Here is a 15672-nt window from a genome sequence, read left to right as displayed (position 1 = left end):
GCTGCAGAAAGACCTGATACTTTATACCGCCAAACTTTATTCCATGGCGGAAAACTAATTTTTATTACGTTGAAATTATTGAGGAAATCATGAAGACGGCAATCGTGCATGACTGGCTCACCGACAGAGGCGGGGCCGAAAAGGTGCTTCACAACCTTCTTGAAATTTATCCTCACGCGGATCTTTACTGCCTTGTCGACTTCATGAGCGAGCGCGATCGCGGCTTTCTCGGCGGCCGTCCCGTCAACACCTCCTTCATCCAGAAGCTGCCTTTCGCCCGGAAAAAATACCGCTCCTACCTGCCGCTGATGCCGCTCGCCATCGAACAGTTCGATCTCAGCGGCTACGACCTCGTTATTTCCTCGAGTTATGCGGTCGCCAAGGGCGTCATCACCGGCCCGGGCCAGTTTCACGTCTCTTATATCCATAGCCCGATACGCTACGCCTGGGACCTCCAGCACCAGTATCTCAAGGAGACCAGACTGACGCGCGGCTTCACCTCGTGGATCGCGCGCGCTGTTCTTCACTATATCCGCATGTGGGACATTCGCACCGCCAACGGCGTCGACTTGATGACGGTCAATTCCAAATTCATCCGCAACCGGGTGCGCAAGTGTTATGGCCGCGATTCCACCGTGATATATCCGCCGGTGGACACGTCCCATCTCTCCCCGTCCGACCTTAAAGGTGACTATTTCGTCACGGCGTCGCGGCTGGTACCCTACAAAAAAGTACACCTTATCGTGGAGGCTTTTTCAACGATGCCGGACAAACGGCTGGTCGTCATCGGCGACGGTCCGGACATGAAACGCATCCGCGAAATCGCCGCGCCGAATGTCGAAGTCCTCGGTTTCGTGGGCAATGAAGAGCTTCACAAATATATGGCCGAGGCCCAGGCCTTCGTCTTTGCGGCAGAAGACGACTTCGGCATCGTGCCCGTCGAATCCCAGGCGCTCGGTACACCGGTCATCGCCTACGGCAAGGGCGGCGTATTGGAAACCGTCGTCCCGCTCGGCTCCTCCAACCATCCCACCGGCCTTTATTTCGGGGAGCAGACACCGGAGGCGATCTGCGCCGCCGTACAGGAGTTCGTCGACAATTCCGACCGCTTCGACAAGAACGCCTGCATCAACAACGCCGCCCGCTTCTCCCGCGAACGTTTCCTGCGGGAATTCGCGGATACCGTGAATTTCGCGCTGGCTGAACGGGCATGACGGATGCATAAAAACATCCATAAAATAAATGATTGGGCTTCACGAAATTCAATAACGAAAGAAACCGCGCAGGCGTGACAAAACTGCACTAGCGCGATGCAGCAATCGAAGAGATGATGGCGTCCAACTGAATATTGAAGCGCAACAATACTGACACCGTCTGGGGTTCGACCATCGCGCCTCGCCCGGAATTTTTCGGCGCAGTTGAACGATGATGAACTTGAAGCATCGTCTGAAATTGGGCATATGCCTGACAGAGGACGTAAACATCCCGGGATGCGATTCCGCTGAACGGATGTAATGCCGGTTTGGATTTCCTTTACCGGTGTCATTTATGAAGTGCTTATTTTTAAAAACTTATACGATGTCCGAATTATTTCTGCTTTTCGGACGGCATTCATTTCGAGGACCAAATGCGTTTATTGAATGTTTCGATTATGCTTGCCTCTGCAGCACTGGCGGGTTGCACGGTTACCGCAGCCTCCGGGCCCGATGCAGCCTCGATCGAATCTAACGCTTCGGTGAAATTCGCCTCCAAGGACAAGCAGAAAACCGCCGGTGTCGACTACGCGCTGCTCGACATCAACAGCGCCGTCCTCAATTACGTCGGCGACACCACAACAACTACCCTGCTCGGCAGTTTCGGCGGCGGCAAGGGCGGCGTTCCGGCCCTGCCGATGGGCGTCGGTGACGTGGTGCAGGTTGCAATTTTTGAAAGCCAGGCCGGCGGCCTCTTCATTCCAAACGACGCCGGCAGCCGTCCCGGCAACTTCATCAGCCTGCCGAACCAGACCGTGGACCGGGAAGGCAATATCAGCGTTCCCTATGCGGGCAAGATTCGCGCCACCGGTCGCAACGTCGAAGATGTGCAGAGCGAAATCGAAGAACGGCTCGCCAACCGCGCCATCGAGCCGCAGGTTCTCATCACCAAGATTTCCAGCCGCTCCGCACAGGCCTCCGTGTTGGGCGACGTCAAGGAGCCGACGAAGGTTCAGCTTTCGGAAGCGGGCGATCGGGTTCTCGACGTCATTTCCTACGCAAAGGGCCTCAGCGCTCCGAATATCGAATCCTATGTCACGCTGATCCGCCGCGGCAAGACCGCCCGCGTCAATTACAACCACCTCGTCAGCACGCCGTCCGAGAACATCTATGTAGTTCCGGGCGACACGATCATGGTGGAGCGTGAACGCCGCACCTACCTTGCCTTCGGTGCTTCTGGTCTCAACGGGCGTTTCGAGTTCGAGGATGCCGATCTCAAGCTGTCGGATGCACTCGGCAAAGCGGGCGGACTGCTCGATTCCCGCGCTGACCCGGCTCAGGTCTATGTCTATCGTATCGTCAAGCGCGATCTTCTCGTGAAGCTCGGCATCAATACGTCGAAGTTCCCCGGACAGGACGTGCCGGTCATCTTCCGCGCCAATCTGCGCGATCCATCGACATTCTTCGCCGCCACGACGTTCCCGATGCAGGATCGCGACATCATCTATGTCACCAACTCGCAGGCCACTGAACTTTACAAGTTCCTGGATCTCGTCGGCTCCGTACCGGCAACGACGGGCAATGTCGCCGAGGACGTTCTTGCGACCCGCAACGCCATCCGCGCCTTTTAAACGGCGGCGTTTCGCCGTTCATCCCAAAGCCGCCCCGGAAACGAGGCGGCTTTTTCCTTGGCCGGAACCAGTGGTGAACCGGAAGGTGATCAAACATTGCCTTGGGGCAGGAACCGAAGCCGTCCGCCCTTGAAAGACAGGGGATATGGCGACGGTCATCATCACCGCCATTACAAAAGTTTAAGGTGATTTCGCAACGCATTAGGTGTCTTGTGGGGGAAAGCTGCTCCCAAGGCTTGCCGCACATGTTCGGGAAACATGTATCGCTCTCATTACGCGGAATCGTCAGATGAAACGTTTCTGGACCGCTCTCAGCGTTCTTGCCATCGCAGCCGCCGGTGCCTGGTATTTCAAGGATCGCCTGCCGCTCGATCAAATTCCCTATCTCAAGCAATTTGCCAGCGTATCTCCCAAGGTCGACGCCGAAACGGCGGCGCAGTCCTCCCAGAACGGCCAACCGGCCCGGCAGCAGGGACAAAGGCAGGGCGGCGGACGGCGTAACGGTGGACCACCCACGGTCAGCACCATCGCCGTCGGCAAAGCGACGTTGCCGATGGATGCAAAGGCGACGGGCTGGGCGGTTGCGGCCGATATCACCAATATCGCGCCGCTTCAGGCTGGTCTCGTCACGGAGATCAGCGCGAAGGACGGCCAGCATATCAAGGCGGGCGACCTGATCCTCAAATTGGATGATCGCATCGCACGGGCCGCCGTCGACAAGGACAAGGCCAATATCGCCGCCGATCAGGCAACGCTGGAACAGACCGAGGCCGCCTTCCAGCGCGCCGCTAATCTGGTCAAGCAAAGTGCTGAATCGCAACAGGTACTGGATCAGGCACGGGCAGCGCGCGACAGCGCCAGTGCCAAGACCGACGCCGACAAGGCAACGCTCGCATCCGATGAGGTGGCGCTCGAACATATGGAAATCCGCGCCCCGTTCGATGGGCGGCTCGGCGACATCACGGTCAGCCCCGGCGCCTATCTCAGTGCGGGCGTCAACATCGTGACGATCACCAAATATGACCCGATCTCGGTCAGTTTCCGGCTTTCACAGCGCTACCTGCCGCAACTTCGTGAAGGCGTGGCAAAGGATACCGCAGTCGATGTCGACCCCGCGGCGACGGGAGGCGAACCGATGAGCGGCGTACTGCGGTTCTACGACAATACGGTGGACCAGACCTCCGGCACGGTGCTCGCCAAGGCGGAGTTCAAGAACGATCGCGGTCTTTTATGGCCCGGCCAGTCGGTAAACGTCACGGCCCATTTCGTCTCGGGGGATGAAATGATCGTGGTGCCGACAGTTGCCGTGCGGCCGGGGCCAAAGGGCAATTTCGTCTATACCGTCGATAGTGAGCATCATGCCCACATGACGCCGGTGGAAGTTGCCCGCTCGAACGGCGATCTTACCGCCATCGCAAGCGGCCTCAATGGCGGCGAGCATGTGATTATCGAGGGTCAATCCGAACTTGCCGACGGCCAGTTTGTAGTCGAGCAATTTTCTGACAAGGGCGGCGCAGCCGGCAATCTGGCCGCCAATATTCCGCAGGTACAGGTTGGCGGCCAATGATTCCTAATTTCTGCATCAACCGCCCCGTCGCCACCACACTTCTCGCCATCGGCCTTGTTCTCGCCGGGCTTGCCGGCTTCCGCCTGCTGCCCGTCGCCGCCCTGCCGAAGGTGGATTTTCCGACGATCAACGTTTCCTCGTCGCTGTCAGGCGCTTCGCCGCAAACCATGGCCACATCGGTCACCACGCCGCTGGTCAAGCAGTTCGAGACCATTCCCGGCGTTAGCGAAATCAGCGCCACCAACACGCTCGGCAACAGCTCGATCGTGCTGCAGTTCGATCTCAACCGCGATATCGACGCCGCGGCGGCCGATGTGCAGGCCGCAATTTCCCGCGCGCAGCGGCAATTGCCAAGCAACATGACGACGACCCCGAGCTATCGCAAGACCAACCCGGCCGATGCGCCGGTGCTGCTGCTCGCCGTCAACAGCAAGGAAATGCCGACCAGCAAGGTGGATGAGATCGCCGAAAACATCATCTCACCGCTTCTCTCCACAATTTCAGGCGTCGCGCAGGTGAGCATCTATGGTGCACAAACCTATGCCGTGCGCATCGGCCTTGATCCGGCCCAGCTTCAGGCAAGAGGGCTTGGCGTCGACACCGTCACCACGGCCATCGCCCAGGCGAATAATCAGGTGCCTGTTGGCGCCTTGCAGACCGACAATCAGCGCCTGACGATCGAGGCCGATACCCAGCGCACCAATGCGGCCGCCTTCCGCTCGCTGGTCGTCTCGACGAATAATGGCGCGCCGATCCATCTCGGCGATATCGCCAATGTCACCGACAGCATCGACAACACCAATGCCGGCAGCTGGTTCGATGGCGAACAGGCCATCGTTCTCGCCGTGCAGCGTCAGCCGGACGCCAATACCGTCGACATCGTGGACGCCATCAAGGCGAAGCTGCCGGCGCTTCACCAGCAATTGCCGCCCTCCGTCAACATCAACGTCATGAATGACGCCTCGACCGCCATCAAGGATGCGATCTCAGACGTTCAGTTCACCCTGTTTCTCACCATCGGGCTGGTGGTTGCGGTCATCTATCTCTTCACCGGGCACCTGACGGCGACCATCATTCCCGGTCTTGCAGTACCCCTGTCTCTCATCACCGCCTTCGGCATGATGTATGTTCTGGGCTACAGCATCGACAACATCTCGCTGCTCGGGCTGACGCTATCGGTGGGGCTGGTGGTGGATGACGCCATCGTCATGCTGGAAAACATCCTGCGCCTGCATGAAGAAGGCCTGCCCATGCGCGAGGCGGCCTTGCAGGGCGCGGCGGAAGTCAGCGGCACCATTCTGTCCATGTCAATCTCGCTGGTGGCCGTCTTCATTCCCATTCTGTTGATGGGCGGCGTTATCGGCAGGCTCTTCAACGAGTTCGGCATGGTCGTCACGCTGGCTATCATGGCCTCGGCGCTGGTCTCGCTGACAGTGACGCCGATGCTCGCTTCGCGCCTCTCCGGCCACTCCTCCAGACCACCTGCGATCATCCGCTGGTTCGATGCGGGTTTCGAACGCACGCTGCGCGCCTATGGCCGCGCCGTCGGCTGGTGCCTCTCTCACCGTCGCATCGTTTTGGCATCGTTTCTCGCTTCGGTCGCGGCGTCGCTCTATCTCTTCGAAACCCTGCCCTCCAGCTTCTTTCCACAGGAAGATATCGGACGTCTTTCGGTTTCGACACGGGCGCGTGAGGATATTTCCTATACGGCGATGCGCGATCTCCAGGCGCAGGTCGCCGATCAGATCCGCAAGAATCCAGCCGTCGTGCACGTCACCTCTATCGTCGGCGGCAATTCCCGCAATCCGTTGAACAACGGCTCGATGTTCGTGGAACTGAAGCCCAAGGAAGAGCGGGCGCCGCTCAGCCAGGTGCTGGCGGAACTGGGTCAGGCCACATCGAAAGTGGCGGGCATCCGCACCTATATCAATCCGCAGCAGAGCCTGCGCTTTGGCGGGCGCAGCTCCGCCAGCCAATACCAGCTCGTCGTTCAGGGTCTGAATGCCGACACGACCAATGAATGGTCGAATAAGCTGATGGACGCGATGCGTCGCGACCACACCTTCACCTCCGTCACTTCCGACGCCCAGAACGGTGCGATCGCCGCCACGATCTCCGTTGATCCGGAAAAGGCCGCCGCCTTCGGCATTACCAATGACCAATTGCGCAAGACGCTGGAAATGTCTTTCGGCGGTTATACGGCGGCGCAAATCCAGTCTACTGGCGATAGCTACGACGTGATTGTGGAATTCGACAGTTCCAAACCCTGGAATGACGATTTCCTCAGCGATATCAACATTCTTTCGGCAAAATCCGGGGTTCTGGTTCCGCTTTCCAACTTCGCCACCCTTACCCGCACGCAGGCGCCTGTTACCATCAACCAGACGGGCCAGCTCGTCTCCACCACCATCTCCTTCAACCTGCCGGATGGGGTGGCGCTGTCCGATGCCACGAGCCGGATAGACCAGATCAAGAGCACGATAGGTCTGCCACAGGATGTCTTCACCAGCTATGGCGGCACGGCGGCGATCTTCCAGCAGAGCCAGGGCAATACCGGCATCCTTATTCTGGCAGCGGTTCTGACCATCTATGTGGTTCTCGGCGTGCTTTACGAGAGTTTCATCCACCCGCTGACCATCCTCTCCGGACTGCCGGCCGCCGCCTTCGGCGCGCTGGTGGCGCTGAAGGTGATGGGCATGGATTTTTCGATCATCGCGCTGATCGGCCTTTTGATGCTGATCGGCATCGTCAAGAAAAATGCGATCATGATGATCGATGTTGCGGTGGAGTTGATACGCGAAAAAGCGGAACGACCAGCAACCGCCATTCACGAGGCCTGCGTGCGCCGGTTCCGGCCGATCATGATGACGACCTTCTGCGCGCTGCTTGGGGCGCTTCCCATCGCACTCGGCTCGGGCGCGAGTTCGGAACTGCGCCAGCCGCTCGGCATCGCCGTGGTCGGCGGCCTCATCGTGTCGCAATTGCTGACGCTGTTCATCACGCCCGTCATCTTCGTGGAAATGGACCGGTTCGGCCAATTCCTCACCGGGGTGTTTTCCCGCCGGAGAAGGGCGGAAAAAAACACCGAACCGCAAAAGCCGGAAGGGCCCGGCGAACCGGAATCCGTTGCCGCTTAACGCAGATTTTCGAGGCGCTCCAGCGCCTCGAAACCCGCCGCGGCACTACGGCTGCAATAACAGAGCCTCGTCAGAGACTATGAAAATCCAGCCAGGCTCTTTTATTGCCGCGAAAACCGGCCAAAGGCTCCGCCTGAAAAGCATAGAGGGTCCCCGTCACGATGGGCTGCGCGCAGAACTTCTCCGACGATGATCGTGTGATCGCCCGCATCATGGGCTGCCGCCTGGCGGCATTCGAAACGAGCGAGCGTTCCGGGAATGACCGGCACGCCCTCGTCGTTCAGCTCCCAATCCAGATCGTCGAAAGCACGGCCATTACGAGTGAACCGGGCGCTCAGCACATCCTGATCGGCACTCAGTACGTGGATCGCGAAATGCGTGGCGCCGTTGAAGGCCTCATAACGCGACGAGCTTTTGGCCGGCGACCACAGAACCAGCGGCGGATCGAGCGATACCGACGCAAAGCTATTGACCGTCATGCCAATCGGACCTTCCGGCGTGGTGGCGGTTACCACCGTGACGCCTGTCGTGAAAGCGCCGAGCGCATTGCGGAAACTGCGGCTGTTTTCGCCGCCGGGAACGAATACATGCTCATTGGGCATCTTGATTGCCTCTGCCGCTGTCATCACGCCACCTCTTTTCCAATCGCAAGGGTGTAGAGTTCAAACCATGTCTGGCGGTCCATCGTCACGCGGAGCGCATCGGCCGCCGTTCTGATGCGTTCGAGATTGTTGGTTCCGAGAACCGGCACGATCTTTGCCGGATGGCGTAGCAGCCAGGCGATCGCGACAGCCGTCGCATCGACGCCATGTTCCTTGCCGATACGCTGCAAGGCAGCCATGGTGCCCCCATGCGCGCCGGAGAACAGCGAACCGCCCCCGAGCGGCGACCATGCCATGGGCGAAACCCGCTTTTCCTGCAGGTAAGCCAGATCGCCATTGGTGAAGGTATCGGTGGCAAGAAGGCTCATTTCGATCTGGTTGGTCACGAGCCGGTTGCTCATGGCCGATTGCAGCAGCGAAAAGTCCCACGGGCGGAAGTTTGAGACGCCCACTGCCTTGACCTTGCCGGAAGCCACCAGCGCATCGAGCGCCTTACCGGTTTCCTCCGCATCGATCAGCGGGTCAGGGCGGTGAATGAGGAGCAGATCGACGTGATCGGTTCCCATGTCACGTAGCGAGGCTTCGACCGAAGCATTGATGTGGCCGGCCGTCGTATCGTAATGTTTGACACGGGCGGCGGCGTGGCGGCCGGCCGGCGCGACGATGCCGCATTTCGTGACGATTTCTATTCTGTCGCGCAGTCCCGGCGCAGCCTTCAGGCCGGCGCCAAGAATGGCCTCCGCCGTGTATCCGCCGTAGATATCGGCCTGATCCATGGTGGTGATGCCCTGCGCGAGGCAAGCCTCGATCTTTGCCTGAACATGGGCTGGTGACGTGTCGGCGTCGTCACCGATGCGCCACATGCCGTAAACGATGCGGCTGAGTTCGAGTTTGTCAGAAAGAGCGATACGTTCCATCAGTGGCGTTCCCCGTTGCCGAGCGGCGTCGCTGGCGTTTCAGAAGGCACCCGGCCGTAAGCATGCGGCAGAGAGCAGGTTTTCATCTGCGGCAGAACCTTGGTGCCGAAGTGCTCCGCTTCATCGAGATGCGGATAACCGGACAGGATGAAGGCGCGAATGCCCATCTTCTGGTATTCCTCCAGCGCCGAAAGCACCTTGTCGGTGGAACCGACCAGCGCCGCACCGCAGCCCGAACGCGCCCGGCCGATGCCGGTCCATAGATTGGGCTCGACATAACCGAACTTGTCGGCGAGTTCACGGGCGCGCGCTTGATGCGAGACGCCGAGCGAACCGCTGTCATGGGCGCGGTTGCGGATAAGCTGGCCGTACTCGTCATCGAGCTTCGAGACAAGATGCTCGGCATATTCACGGGCTTCCTGTTCGGTATCGCGCACCACCATATGGACACGCAGGCCATAATCCAGCGTGCGGCCATGGGCGGCGGCGCGCTCGTTGGCGGCGCGCATGCGGTCCGCCAGCTGGTCCTTCGTCTCAGGCCACATTAGATAGACGTCACACTGCGCGCCGCAGAGTTCCAGCGCATCCGGCGAGTAGCCACCGAAATAAAGGAGCGGTCCGCCATTTTGCTGGTAGGGCCGTGCCGGCTCGGTGGAGACGCCCTTGAACTGGTAGATTTCGCCGTCATGGTCGATGGTGTCACGCGTCCAGGCTTGGCGCAGAATCTCAACGACCTCGTGGCTGCGCTTGTAGCGAAAGGCGCTATCAGCCACTTCGCCGGGGAAATCGGAGCTGATGACGTTGAGCGTCAGGCGGCCCTTCAACATATGGTCGAGCGTCGCCACCGTACGGGCCAGCATGATCGGCTGCATTTCGCCACAACGGATAGCAGCAAGAAAATTGATGCGGTCGCTGATCGGCGCACAGCCGGCGACGAAGCTTAGCGTATCCTGCCCCACCTGATAGGATGAGGGGCAGAGGATATTGCGAAAACCGAGTTCCTCCGCCTTTTTAACGATATCGGAACAATGCTCGAAACTGGAACGCAAGCTACCGTCAGGCACGCCAAGATAGGCGTAGTCATCGGAACACAAAGCGGAAAACCAGGAGACCTCGGCAGCATCGAGATCAGCGGATGTAACGGGTACGACGGTCATGCAATTCCTCCTCAGGGCCGCTCTCGTTTTTCTTGCATAACATCAAGAAATATGTAAATCAATGATGTATCAATTTTTGTTTCGGGGGAGGAAACGGTATATGAAACACACTGGCGGCAGCCTGCCCATGTATATGCAGATCGCTGAAATGCTGGTGCGAGAGGTGGCGGCGGGCCGGCTGATCGATGGCGAAAAGCTGGCGCCGGAGCGCGACATGGCGGCTGATCTGGGCATCGCCGTCGGCACGCTGCGCAAGTCGCTTGCCGAATTGCAGGAGCGCGGCCTTCTCGAGCGCGTGCAGGGCTCCGGCAACTACATCCGCGCCGTCAGCGACCCGCAAAGCGTCTACGCTTTCTTCCGGCTTGAACTGATCGAAGGCGGCGGCCTGCCGACGGCGGAGGTTCTGGATGTGGCCCGCCTTGCCAAGCCCGCCGATCTGCCCGCCTTCGGCACCTCGACAGAAGGGCACAGGATACGCCGTCTGCGACGCATCGCCGGCAAACCGGCAGCCATCGAGGAAATCTGGCTTGATGGTTCTTACGTCGACACGATCACCATCGAAAACATGTCGGAATCCCTCTATCTCTATTACCGCACCCGCCTCAATCTCTGGATATCGAAGGCGGAAGATCGCATCGATCTCGGTGAAGTACCGGAATGGACGCCCGAGGTCTTCGGTCAGAAATCAGGCGCACTGGTGCCGCGCGTGTTGCGTCTTAGCCAAGCGCAGGATGGCGCCGTGGCCGAAGTTTCATGGACCTGGTTCGACCATACCGTCGCACGATACGTTTCACGCATACGTTGAGACTGCGCAAATTTCGCGTGCTCCACATAGATGAAAGAATTTGACGTGAGGCAAGCAAGCAGCAGCCTGCCGTCGAGCTGATTTTGTAGTTATATTTCTTTTAATCAATGGGTTAATAGTTTTTGATTTCTGTCAGAAATAAAATTGATACACTATTGATTTCCTTTTTATGAAAGGTAATATCACGACCTCAGGGAGACAGGCGTTTCGCCATCCCACGATATCGCCAGACAATCGGGATCGATTTTCGACGATGCGATGCGTGGAACTTGAAGGTTGATACCGGCAATGGCGTCCATTCGAATTCTGGACGCGCCGGTCGTGAGGAGGAAAATATGGCTTCGGTCAGCCTGCGCAAGCTGGACAAGAGTTACGGTGCGCTTCGCATCGTCAAGGGCATCGACCTTGAAATCAACGATGGCGAATTCGTCGTCTTCGTCGGCCCTTCCGGCTGCGGCAAATCCACGACGCTGCGCATGGTCGCGGGGCTGGAGAGCATTACCGGCGGCGAAGTGAAGATCGGTGACCGCGTTGTCAACAAGCTGCCGCCGCGTGAGCGCGACATTGCCATGGTGTTTCAGGACTATGCGCTTTATCCGCACAAGACGGTGCGTGAAAACATGGGTTTCAGCCTGAAAGTGCGCGGTGTCAGCGCATCGCAGGCCAATGCCAGCATCGATGAGGCCGCGAAGATGCTGGGCATCGAGCACCTTCTCGACCGGCGGCCCGGCCAGCTCTCCGGCGGCCAGCGCCAGCGTGTGGCCATGGGCCGCGCCATCGTGCGCCGCCCGCAGGTCTTCCTGTTCGACGAGCCGCTTTCCAACCTCGACGCCAAACTGCGCGGACAGGTGCGCACGGAAATCAAGCGTCTGCACCAGCAGCTCGGCACCACCATCATCTACGTCACCCACGACCAAGTGGAGGCCATGACGCTGGCAGACCGCATCGTCATCCTGCGCGGCGGCGATATCGAGCAGGTCGGTACACCTGACGAGGTCTATAACCGGCCTGAAAGCGTGTTCGTCGGCGGTTTCGTTGGGGCTCCGGCGATGAACTTCGCCCGCGCAAAGGTGAGCGGCGACCGGTTGGCATTCTCCGACGGCAATTCCCTGCCGATGACCGCCATCCGGCCATCCCGCGAAACAGGCCTCGACGGGCGTGAAGTCATCGTCGGCATTCGCCCGGAACATTTCGGCCCCGTCGAGGGCTTTGACACGCAGCTTGCGGTCAAGGTGCAGGTGGTGGAACCGCTCGGCTCGGACACGCTCGTCCATTTCAGCCTCGGCGATGCGGCGCTGACCGCACGTATGCCGCCGCATCTGCGGCCTGCTCCGAATGAGGAACTGAAGATCGGCGTCGATCCGTCCAAGGTTCATCTTTTCGACGCCGCGACGGAACGCTCGATCCACTGATTGCCGGGCGAAGAGACGCTGCGGCCAACAGGTTTAATAATGGGAGGAACACATGACATTTAAAACCACCAGCGGCAAAGCCCTCATGGGTGCCGCGCTTTGCGCAACCATGCTCGCCTTTTCGGGACAGGCCTTTGCCGATGCCGAACTGAAAATCTTCGTTTCCAGCCAGCATCAGCCGGATGTCTGGCGCAAGGCGCTCGATCAATATGAAGCGAAGACGCCCGGCGTGAAAGTGGTCATCGAGACCGGCGGCAACACCTCGGAAATGCAGGCGCAATATCTCAATACCGTCATGTCGGCCAAGGATTCGAGCCTTGACGTGCTGATGCTCGACGTTATCCGTCCCGCGCAGTTCGCCACCGCTGGCTGGACCAGCGATTTCTCAGGCAAGGACATGTCGGCCTATCTGCCGACCTACGCCGAAGCAAATACCGTAGACGGCAAAATCGTGGCGCTGCCGGCGTTTGCCGACTCCATGTTCCTCTATTACCGCAAAGACCTGCTCGACAAATACGGCATCAAGCCGCCGACCACCTGGGACGAGCTGAAGGAAGCCTCCAAGAAGGTCATGGAAGGCGAAAAGAACCCCGAACTTCAGGGCCTGTCCTTCCAGGGCAAGGCGATCGAAGGCGCGGTCTGCACCTTCCTACTGCCCTATTGGAGCGAGGGCAAGTCGCTGGTTGAAAACGGCAAGCTGAATTTCGACAACAAGGCAGCGGTGGATTCCCTGAAGCTCTGGAAGAGCTTTGTCGACGAAGGCATTTCCAAGAAGAATATTTCGGAAGTCGCGACCGACGACACCCGCAAGGAATTCCAGGCCGGCAAGGTTCTCTTCGCCGTCAACTGGTCCTACGCCTGGACCCATTTCCAGGGCAAGGAATCACAGGTGAACGACAAGGTCGGCGTTGCCCGTCTGCCGGCCGTCAAGGGCGGCGAGCAGACGACCTGCCTCGGCGGTTGGGAATTCGGCGTTTCGGCCTATTCCAAGCAGCAGGACGAAGCCAAGAAGCTGGTGGAATATCTTTCCGGTCAGGATGTGTCGAAGTTCATGGCGATCAACGCAGCGCTTCTGCCCACCTATGCCGCCCACTACAAGGATGCGGACGTAACCAAGACGATCCCGTGGTTCGCGGACGCCCTGCCCGTCGTTGAAACGGCAAAGGCCCGTCCGGTTACCCCGCGTTACAACGAGGTCAGCGAGACGATCCGCACCACCGTCAATGGCGTTCTTGCCGGCGTGATGACACCGGAGGATGGTGCAAAGCAGATGGAAAGCCGTCTGCGGCGCGTTCTGCGCTAAACTTCAGGCCGGAAGGCGGCATGCTTGCCATGCCCTTTCCGGCCGTTTCGACGGACAGGAATAAAGCCGCCTGAAGGGCGCGATAAACGGGCCGGATAAGAACCGGTCCGATCGGGAGACGACGACGTGAATCCAGTTGCGGGAGTGGCAGACGTGACAATGCCGGAAAGAACCATGGTCCGGGTGGACGAAAAGCAGCTGCCGCGCTGGCTCGACCTCGGCGACCGGTCGCTGGCCGTGCTTCTCCTGGCGCCGGCGGCGATCCTGCTGTCGCTCATCATCGTCTATCCGGTGGCGCGGCTCGTCTATACCTCCTTTTTCAGCCTTTCGCTGACATCAGGGCTGCCGGCGGAATTTATCGGCTTTGAAAATTATACCGCCATGTTCGATGATCCGATTTTCTGGGAAACGACCTGGAATACGGTTCTGATCACGCTGATCACCGTACCGGGCGCGCTGTTCATGGGCCTTGGTCTCGCACTGCTTGCCAACCTGCCTTTTTCCATGCAGTGGCCGATGCGGCTTTCCCTTCTCATTCCCTGGGCGCTGCCGCTATCCTTTGCAGGTCTCATCTTCGCGTGGTTCTTCCATTATGAATATGGCGTGGTCAATGACGTGCTGAACCGGTTGGGCTTCGAAGGCATCATCTGGTTCAACTCGCCGAACTGGGCCTTTGCGGCCATCTGCCTGACGATCATCTGGAAAACTTCGTCGTTCATGGCGCTGATGATCCTCGCCGGCCTGCAGACCATTCCGCGCTCGCTCTATGAAGCGGCTGATGTGGATGGCGCCGGCAAAATCCGTCAGTTCTTCGAAATCACTCTGCCGCTTTTGAAGCCGTCGATCGTCGTCGCGCTCATCTTCCGCACGATCACGGCGCTGCAGACCTTTGATATTCCTTACATGATGACCGGCGGCGGTCCCGGCACATCCACCACCACGCTTGCGATGTATATTCACCAGAACACCGTCTCCTTCCTCGATCTCGGTTACGGTTCTGCGCTTGCTGTCATGATGTTTGCGCTTTCCATGTGCGTTACCGCCGTTTACCTCCGCATTATCAGGACGAAGGACTGATCCCATGAGCACCGTTGCCACCTCCTCCGGTCTGTCCTCCTTCTTCTCCGGCAAGCCGCTGCGTTTCATCGCCGCCTCCATTCTTCTGGTGAACGGCCTCTTCCCCGCGATCTGGATCCTCTTCACATCGCTGAAGACCGAAGCGGAATTGACCGCGAAACCCATTACCTGGTTTCCGCATGCGCCGACGCTCGCCAATTACATGCAGGCCTTTTCCGACCAGCCGCTGCACCTCTTCCTGTTCAACAGCTTCATGGTGGCACTGCTTTCCACCGCGCTCACCATCCTGATTTCAGTGCTGGCCGCTTATGCCTTGGCGCGGTTGAACCTCAAATACCGGGCGCTGATCCTGTCGCTCATCATCGCCGTTTCCACCTTCCCACTGGTGACGCTGCTGGTACCGCTGTTCGAAATCATGCGGGCGCTGAACCTGCTCAACAGCTGGACGGCACTGATCCTGCCCTACTCGGTCCTTTCTCTTCCGGTCTGCACGCTAATGCTCGTCTCTTTCTTCGAAAGCATTCCGCGCGATCTCGAAAACGCCGCCATGATCGATGGCTGCACCCGCATCGGCGCGCTGTTCAAGGTCGTCGTGCCACTCTGCGCGCCGGGCGTTTTCACCGCCGGCATCCTTGCCTTCGTCAATGCCTGGGATGAGTTCCTGCTGGCACTCTCGTTCAACTCGAACCCAGCGCTCCGCACGCTTCCCGTCGGCATCCAGCTGTATCAGGGTGAATTCGCCTTCCCCTGGCCGGTCATTTCGGCAGCGCTGGTGGTCGGCATCGTGCCTGTCGCGATCCTGATCGTTATCTTCCAGGAACGGGTCGTCTCGGGTCTCACCGCCGGTGGTCTCAAGGGCTAAAAGGTTAAG

12 protein-coding genes are annotated in these 15672 nt (G+C 59.1%); 9 read left to right on the top strand and 3 right to left on the bottom strand.

The features are described 5' to 3' along the window. Window positions 1–89 precede the first annotated feature (89 nt). The 4 genes from O9X91_RS10760 (at window position 90) to O9X91_RS10745 (ending at window position 7528) form a co-directional block, all read left to right on the top strand. Entirely contained in the window at window positions 90–1214 is a 1125-nt protein-coding gene (locus O9X91_RS10760) for a glycosyltransferase family 4 protein (protein ID WP_077984308.1), read from the top strand. Window positions 1215–1627: 413 nt separating this feature from the next. Then, window positions 1628–2824, top strand: a complete 1197-nt coding sequence (locus tag O9X91_RS10755) for a polysaccharide biosynthesis/export family protein (RefSeq protein ID WP_269833911.1) — start codon at window positions 1628–1630, stop codon at window positions 2822–2824. A gap of 289 nt (window positions 2825–3113) precedes the next feature. Further along, entirely contained in the window at window positions 3114–4391 is a 1278-nt protein-coding gene (locus O9X91_RS10750) for an efflux RND transporter periplasmic adaptor subunit (RefSeq protein WP_142911880.1), read from the top strand. Beyond that, on the top strand, window positions 4388–7528 hold the full coding sequence (locus tag O9X91_RS10745; RefSeq protein WP_269834304.1) for an efflux RND transporter permease subunit: 3141 nt from the start codon (window positions 4388–4390) through the stop codon (window positions 7526–7528). The genes O9X91_RS10750 and O9X91_RS10745 overlap by 4 nt, the downstream gene beginning before the upstream one ends. A 101-nt stretch (window positions 7529–7629) precedes the next feature. On the opposite strand, the gene smoA is transcribed toward O9X91_RS10745, so the two are convergent. The 3 genes from smoA to O9X91_RS10730 are packed head-to-tail and all read right to left on the bottom strand — an operon-like array spanning window position 7630 to window position 10204. Continuing rightward, on the bottom strand, window positions 7630–8154 hold the full coding sequence (smoA, locus tag O9X91_RS10740) for an NADH-dependent FMN reductase SmoA (RefSeq protein WP_142911882.1): 525 nt from the start codon (window positions 8152–8154) through the stop codon (window positions 7630–7632). Next, the gene (locus O9X91_RS10735) at window positions 8154–9047 is read right to left on the bottom strand and encodes an aldo/keto reductase (RefSeq protein WP_142911883.1); all 894 of its coding nucleotides are present in this window, start codon (window positions 9045–9047) and stop codon (window positions 8154–8156) included. Before O9X91_RS10735 ends, smoA begins: the two co-directional genes overlap by 1 nt. Continuing rightward, window positions 9047–10204: an LLM class flavin-dependent oxidoreductase gene (locus tag O9X91_RS10730; RefSeq protein ID WP_003519880.1), complete on the bottom strand. Its 1158-nt coding sequence runs from the start codon at window positions 10202–10204 to the stop codon at window positions 9047–9049. The genes O9X91_RS10735 and O9X91_RS10730 overlap by 1 nt, the downstream gene beginning before the upstream one ends. A 100-nt stretch (window positions 10205–10304) precedes the next feature. Here O9X91_RS10730 and O9X91_RS10725 point away from each other — a divergent pair, with 100 nt between their 5' ends. The 5 genes from O9X91_RS10725 to O9X91_RS10705 all read left to right on the top strand — a co-directional run bounded on the left by O9X91_RS10725 (window position 10305) and on the right by O9X91_RS10705 (window position 15663). Next, entirely contained in the window at window positions 10305–11009 is a 705-nt protein-coding gene (locus O9X91_RS10725) for a GntR family transcriptional regulator (protein ID WP_142911884.1), read from the top strand. 335 nt (window positions 11010–11344) lie between these two features. After that, window positions 11345–12421: an ABC transporter ATP-binding protein gene (locus O9X91_RS10720; RefSeq protein ID WP_077984372.1), complete on the top strand. Its 1077-nt coding sequence runs from the start codon at window positions 11345–11347 to the stop codon at window positions 12419–12421. A gap of 52 nt (window positions 12422–12473) precedes the next feature. Beyond that, the gene (locus O9X91_RS10715; protein WP_269833912.1) at window positions 12474–13724 is read left to right on the top strand and encodes an ABC transporter substrate-binding protein; all 1251 of its coding nucleotides are present in this window, start codon (window positions 12474–12476) and stop codon (window positions 13722–13724) included. A 174-nt stretch (window positions 13725–13898) separates the two neighbouring features. Next, window positions 13899–14801 carry a carbohydrate ABC transporter permease gene (locus O9X91_RS10710; protein WP_269833924.1) on the top strand — a complete coding sequence of 301 codons (903 nt, stop codon included), beginning with the start codon at window positions 13899–13901 and terminating at the stop codon, window positions 14799–14801. A 4-nt stretch (window positions 14802–14805) separates the two neighbouring features. Next, window positions 14806–15663, top strand: a complete 858-nt coding sequence (locus O9X91_RS10705) for a carbohydrate ABC transporter permease (RefSeq protein WP_269833913.1) — start codon at window positions 14806–14808, stop codon at window positions 15661–15663. Window positions 15664–15672: the final 9 nt, after the last annotated feature.

This window comes from Agrobacterium salinitolerans (genome assembly GCF_027498475.1).
Classification (GTDB): Bacteria; Pseudomonadota; Alphaproteobacteria; order Rhizobiales; family Rhizobiaceae; genus Agrobacterium; species Agrobacterium salinitolerans.
The sequence above is the reverse complement of the archived record's forward strand: the minus strand, read 5'-3'. Positions and strand labels throughout refer to the sequence as shown.

Coding starts and splice junctions, on each gene's coding strand:
- O9X91_RS10735 (WP_142911883.1), bottom strand. CDS start 9,047: ATGGAACGTATCGCTCTTTCTGACAAACTCGAACTCAGCCGCATCGTT.
- O9X91_RS10720 (WP_077984372.1), top strand. CDS start 11,345: ATGGCTTCGGTCAGCCTGCGCAAGCTGGACAAGAGTTACGGTGCGCTT.
- O9X91_RS10745 (WP_269834304.1), top strand. CDS start 4,388: ATGATTCCTAATTTCTGCATCAACCGCCCCGTCGCCACCACACTTCTC.
- O9X91_RS10730 (WP_003519880.1), bottom strand. CDS start 10,204: ATGACCGTCGTACCCGTTACATCCGCTGATCTCGATGCTGCCGAGGTC.
- O9X91_RS10705 (WP_269833913.1), top strand. CDS start 14,806: ATGAGCACCGTTGCCACCTCCTCCGGTCTGTCCTCCTTCTTCTCCGGC.
- smoA (WP_142911882.1), bottom strand. CDS start 8,154: ATGACAGCGGCAGAGGCAATCAAGATGCCCAATGAGCATGTATTCGTT.
- O9X91_RS10750 (WP_142911880.1), top strand. CDS start 3,114: ATGAAACGTTTCTGGACCGCTCTCAGCGTTCTTGCCATCGCAGCCGCC.
- O9X91_RS10715 (WP_269833912.1), top strand. CDS start 12,474: ATGACATTTAAAACCACCAGCGGCAAAGCCCTCATGGGTGCCGCGCTT.
- O9X91_RS10710 (WP_269833924.1), top strand. CDS start 13,899: ATGGTCCGGGTGGACGAAAAGCAGCTGCCGCGCTGGCTCGACCTCGGC.
- O9X91_RS10725 (WP_142911884.1), top strand. CDS start 10,305: ATGAAACACACTGGCGGCAGCCTGCCCATGTATATGCAGATCGCTGAA.
- O9X91_RS10755 (WP_269833911.1), top strand. CDS start 1,628: ATGCGTTTATTGAATGTTTCGATTATGCTTGCCTCTGCAGCACTGGCG.
- O9X91_RS10760 (WP_077984308.1), top strand. CDS start 90: ATGAAGACGGCAATCGTGCATGACTGGCTCACCGACAGAGGCGGGGCC.